The sequence below is a fragment of the Novosphingobium sp. genome, from assembly GCF_036820275.1.
GTDB lineage: Bacteria > Pseudomonadota > Alphaproteobacteria > Sphingomonadales > Sphingomonadaceae > Novosphingobium.
Window position 1 is genome coordinate 1 of the sequence record NZ_DAISLT010000087.1, and the last position, 4,747, is coordinate 4,747.

Here is a 4,747-nt window from a genome sequence, read left to right on the forward strand (position 1 = left end):
CGGTCGGCAAGAACGCATCGGATATTGCTCTGGTCATAGACGCCATGGATTTGCTTCATAGCGGCCGCTTCGAGGCGTTCTGCCTAGTGTCTTCTGACAGCGACTTCACCCGGCTTGCCGCCCGCATCCGGGAACAGGGCATCGATGTCTACGGTTTCGGGGAGCAGAAGACACCCGAAAGCTTCCGCCAGGCCTGCAAGCGATTCATCTATACGGAAAACTTGCTTCCGGAAGCGCCGACTTCCGACGAACCGGAACGACCGGATCAGCGCCCTGCCTCGGCTGCCCGCTCGCCTACCATGGCGGTTCCGCTGATCCGGCGGGCGGTGAAACAGCTTGAAGACGACGACGGCTGGGTGTCGCTGGGCGGCGTTGGCCAGCGCCTTGCCGCGCTTGCCTCCGACTTCGACCCCCGCACTTTCGGCCATGCCAAGCTCGGCGACCTGGTGGAAAAGACCGGTGCCTTCGAAGTCAGGCGCACACCGGGGCGCGGCGTCCATATCCGATACAAGCAGCCCCCCAAACCGGGCAGCAACGGAAAGTCCAAACCATAGGTCACCGAGAGATCGCGCTGGGCGCTATCGGACCGCCATCAAACGATCTGCGCAGATGGCGTACCATAGTAGCTCGACACGCGATCGGCGTACGCCTGATTGAACTCAGGCGCATTGTTCGCCCAGCTAGGGCCACCTTCCAGCACGCGCCGATCGATAGTGACCACATAGTCATCCGCCGGTGCATCGTAAGCCAGCAAACTGAAGGGCACGGGATAGAAGCTTTTGTTGAAGCCCAGAAAACCACCAAGGCTCAATACGGCATAGGTCGATTGGCCAGAGCGCTTGTCGACCATGAACGATTTGATGTGACCGAGATTGTCGCCATCGCGAGACCGCACTTTCAGCCCGGAGGTATCCGCTTCAACGAGGGTCGGAGTTGCTGCGGCTGGATCCGCCATTGTTCATTCCTTTGCCGTTGCCGGTTGATCTTCACACCCTCCAACAGAAGGTTTGCTCCAATCAAACGTCCGGCGCTTGGCCGCGTTCCGCCTTGATGCCGTGCGAGAAAGGGAAGTTCACATCAAGCACCGGATTTCGCCTGCCTGCACAGCCAACAAACCGGGCGGTCCTTAATTTTGATGTTCACTCCAAGAGAGTGTTTCTTCCGGCTTCGCCTGGAACTCGGGAACCACGAATATTCTTGGTCGCTATGTCAGCGAGAGGAGAATTTCATGGCTTCGAATCCAGAGATGCCGCCGCCCGACACTATCAATCCGCAATCGCCGATTGAGATGCCGCCAGATATGCCACCTGCGGAGACTCCATTCCAGGAACCTCCGGAAATCGCGCCCGAGGTGCCAAATATCGATGAACCTGACGAGGCGCCATCCGAGGCGCCGGCCCCGGATCAGCGTAGCCGGTAAACAGCACAGAGCCGTCAATCGGACGTTGGTGGGCATTGAAGAGGTGAAGGTCGAAGTGCCGCAGCCGGCAGCGCAAAATCAACGGCTGACAGGCGGCAACGGGTCGTTTTCGATGATGAGGTTCGCCGGTAGCTTGACCAAAGTCACGAATCTGTCGGAAACGGCGGCCGCTGGTAAATCAGCCCAGGCACACGCGCGCCCGGCGTTCCCACTACCACGCGTGCGTAGATTGCTCCGGCAATTGCGCTCCGGCCCAGTGTCTCAGTCGCCAATTGCAACAGCAAGAGCGAAACCAAGCCAAGCCACCATGCCGGATGCACGCGGCCGTAGCGCAGCTTGTCCCGGACGATGCCGGCAACGGGAAAAGCGATCATCCCGATGAAGACGGCAGTCAGCATCGAGTACATGAGCAAGGGAGCGGGTAGCAGCCGCCCGAAAGATGGCCCCATGATCGCTGCCATGCCACATATTATCAGGCGTGGATGCCATTCGCGATCACGCCGCTTCGCCACTGCCCCAATCAAGAGCGCCGCGAACAGCATCACGCTTAACGGGTTCATCACTACAAATTGCGCGGGTAGGAAGAAGAACGGCACTGCAGCTTTCTGGGCGCTCCATATCGTCGTCATGGTGCCGACGATGACCATCGCCAAAGCCCAGCCTACCGCCAGCCAGCCCAACTTGCGGTGAAGGGCGAGCGATCCGGTGGCTCCAAGCGACACCTGAGACACGAACAGCAAGACCCACCCCATGAACAATATCGCGTGGATATGTACCGCAACGGGCGCGTGGAACGACGATATGCCCATGGCTGCAAAGAACGAAAAAGCGCCAACGTTTATCAGCGCCATGACAATCGCCGTAATTGCAAAGAACCGCGCGTCAGGCGCAAATACCGCCCTTTGCATAGTGGTCAACGCCATCTCAAGTGTCCTGAGCTTCGCTTGGCCGATCGCTTTCGATACAGCAGTAATCGCGGCCTTCATAGCTCACCAAAGGGGTGAGCAACGCATCGATATCAACGATGATGCAAGATCTGCGCAAACCTGCGTGCGAGATACTTCCATTGCCTCAATAATGTCCGGCGTAAGGCCCCGCTTGATGGTCCGGCAGTGGAATTCGCCTACAACCTGAGGGCAGTACGGGAACGGGCGTTGAGGGGAGCGGCCATGCCTGAGCATTCCCGCACTACGTCGGGCTCTAGGACTTCCCTGCGCCTAAATTTGACTATCTCAGTGCGAAACCTGCCTGATCGGACGCAGCCTATCCGGCTATTAAACGTGAAAGCGAGGCGATCAGGAGAAGGTTGCGGGACAAAGCATGGTCGCGGGTCAGCCCCGCGACGAGTCCCCCCGCTCCGCTCGCACCGCCCTTCATGGCAGCAGGTTCCGGATCATGCCCGCAACGTCCTTGCCGCGCCCGCCCAGCACCGCCTTGGCGGAATAGAGCGCCATCCCGGCGACTTGTCCTGCCTCAATCTTCGGCGGCATGACCAGTTCAAACCTGTCGGTGACGACGTCGAGCAATGCCGGCCCCGGGGCATCGAGCCACGCCTGCACCGCACCCTCCAGATCCTGCGCCTTTTCGACCCGGCGTCCCCACAGACCCATGGCTTCCGCGACGCGGCCGAAATCGGGATTGAGCAAATTGGTATAGGCATCGAGCAGCCCCTCGACCTTCTGCTCGATCTCCACGAAATCCAGCGCGCTGTTGTTGAACACCGCGACCTTGATCGGCAATTTCTCCTGCACGGCGGTGAGCAGGTCGCCCAGTATCATGGCCAGGCCGCCATCCCCCGAGAGCGAGATCACCGTCCGGTCGGGGAATGCCGCCTTGGCGCCCAGCGCCTGCGGCATTGCATTGGCCATCGTCCCGTGACTGAGGCTGATCACCGTACGGTTGCTCCCGGTCGCTGCGACGTGGCGCAGGCACCAGACCATCGGCGACCCTCCATCGGCCGTATAGATCGCATCGGCAGGCGCCGCGCGGGATATGACTTCGGCAAGGTACTGCGGACGGATCGCGCCGCCCTTGCCGACCGTCGCATGCCTGCCCTGCCTTTCCACCATCTTCTCGCGCTTCGACAGGCAATCGTCGAGGAAGGCTCGATCGGACCGCGCGTCCACCCGCCCGCGCAATGCCTTGAGAGTCTCCGCAACATCGCCCACCACACCGAAATCGACCGGATGGCGTCGCCCAAGATGCGTCCCGTCGAGATCGATCTGGATGATCGTTGCCTTCTGCGGATAGAACTGGCGCCACGCGAAATCGCAGCCTAGCAGAAGCAGTGTGTCGCATGACATAAGTGCGTGATACCCGGCCTCTCCACCGAAGATCCCCGTCATCCCGACATCGAATGGATTGCCGTACTCCAGAAAGTCCTTTGCACGCGAGGTGTGCGCCACGGGTGCTTGCAATTTGCGCGCGAGTGCAACCACCTCGTCATGCGCGTTCTCGCACCCCGATCCGCCATAAATCGCGATTTTCTTGCCCTGCTCCAGCAAGGACGCGATACGTTCCAATTCATGATCCGCGGGCACGACGACCGGACTTGCGCGATGGACGGCAAATGCAGGCTCGTCCGGTGCCTTGGCGCTGGAGATGTCCGCCGGCACGATCAGCACCGCAACGCCGCGCTTGGCCAGGGCCGCCTGAGCCGCCATCGCGGTCTTGCGCCGCGCCTGCTCCGGCGTGCGGATTTCCTCGCAGAAGACGCTGCAGCTCTCGTAAATGGCGCGAAAGTCGACTTCCTGCGGAAAATCGAAGCCAAGTTCGTCCCGCACGATCTGGCTGGCGATCAGGACGACCGGCGCACGATTGCGGTGGGATTCGAACAGTCCGTTGATGAAGTGAAGACTGCCCGGGCCGCACGACCCGGCACAAAGTGCAAGTTCGCCCGTCAGAAGAGATTCAGCGCCGGCCGCAAAGCCGCCCGCCTCCTCATGCCGGACATGAACCCATCGAATGTCGCTTGTCCGGATCGCGTCGGTCACATGATTGAGCGTGTCACCCGGCACACCGTAGCAGCGGCGCGCACCTGCGGCCTGGAGCGTCTCCACGATCACCTGCGCCACTGTCGTCATGTTTGTTTCCCATTTGTATATGTTTGGCAGGAGCAAAAATCCGCGAGGACATGGCCTGTTCCGATGGCTCGATGCCATTTTCACAACCTCGGCTGCATCTGGAACACTTGCATAGTGTTGCTCGTTTGTGTCGGCATGAAATTCGTCGTCCCGGCAGATCGCCTTGCAACCCTTCATGCTCGCCGAGACTTCAAAATGGCGCGTTCCGCCCACGCCTACGTTCGAGGCAACACGGAACTCTTCT

4 protein-coding genes are annotated in these 4,747 nt (G+C 60.4%); 1 reads left to right on the forward strand and 3 read right to left on the reverse strand.

Going from position 1 to position 4,747, the window contains the following annotated elements:
* Positions 1-554 (forward strand): NYN domain-containing protein (locus tag V7066_RS28680; RefSeq protein ID WP_334186327.1); only part of this gene is annotated, 554 nt, incomplete at its 5' end.
* Between the two features lie 38 nt (positions 555-592).
* On the opposite strand, the gene V7066_RS28685 is transcribed toward V7066_RS28680, so the two are convergent.
* From V7066_RS28685 to V7066_RS28695, 3 genes are all read right to left on the reverse strand, one after another.
* Positions 593-955: a PRC-barrel domain-containing protein gene (locus V7066_RS28685; RefSeq protein WP_334186328.1), complete on the reverse strand. Its 363-nt coding sequence runs from the start codon at positions 953-955 to the stop codon at positions 593-595.
* Between the two features lie 608 nt (positions 956-1,563).
* A complete protein-coding gene (locus V7066_RS28690; protein WP_334186329.1) occupies positions 1,564-2,406 on the reverse strand; it encodes a hypothetical protein in 843 nt (280 codons plus the stop codon).
* Between the two features lie 387 nt (positions 2,407-2,793).
* Positions 2,794-4,503, reverse strand: coding sequence for a thiamine pyrophosphate-dependent enzyme (locus V7066_RS28695; RefSeq protein ID WP_334186330.1), 1,710 nt, complete (start codon positions 4,501-4,503; stop codon positions 2,794-2,796).
* Positions 4,504-4,747 lie beyond the last annotated feature (244 nt).

What these genes read in the sequence shown, in the direction of transcription:
- V7066_RS28690 (WP_334186329.1), bottom strand. Translation starts at nt 2,406, where the DNA reads ATGAAGGCCGCGATTACTGCTGTATCGAAAGCGATCGGCCAAGCGAAG.
- V7066_RS28685 (WP_334186328.1), bottom strand. Translation starts at nt 955, where the DNA reads ATGGCGGATCCAGCCGCAGCAACTCCGACCCTCGTTGAAGCGGATACC.
- V7066_RS28695 (WP_334186330.1), bottom strand. Translation starts at nt 4,503, where the DNA reads ATGACGACAGTGGCGCAGGTGATCGTGGAGACGCTCCAGGCCGCAGGT.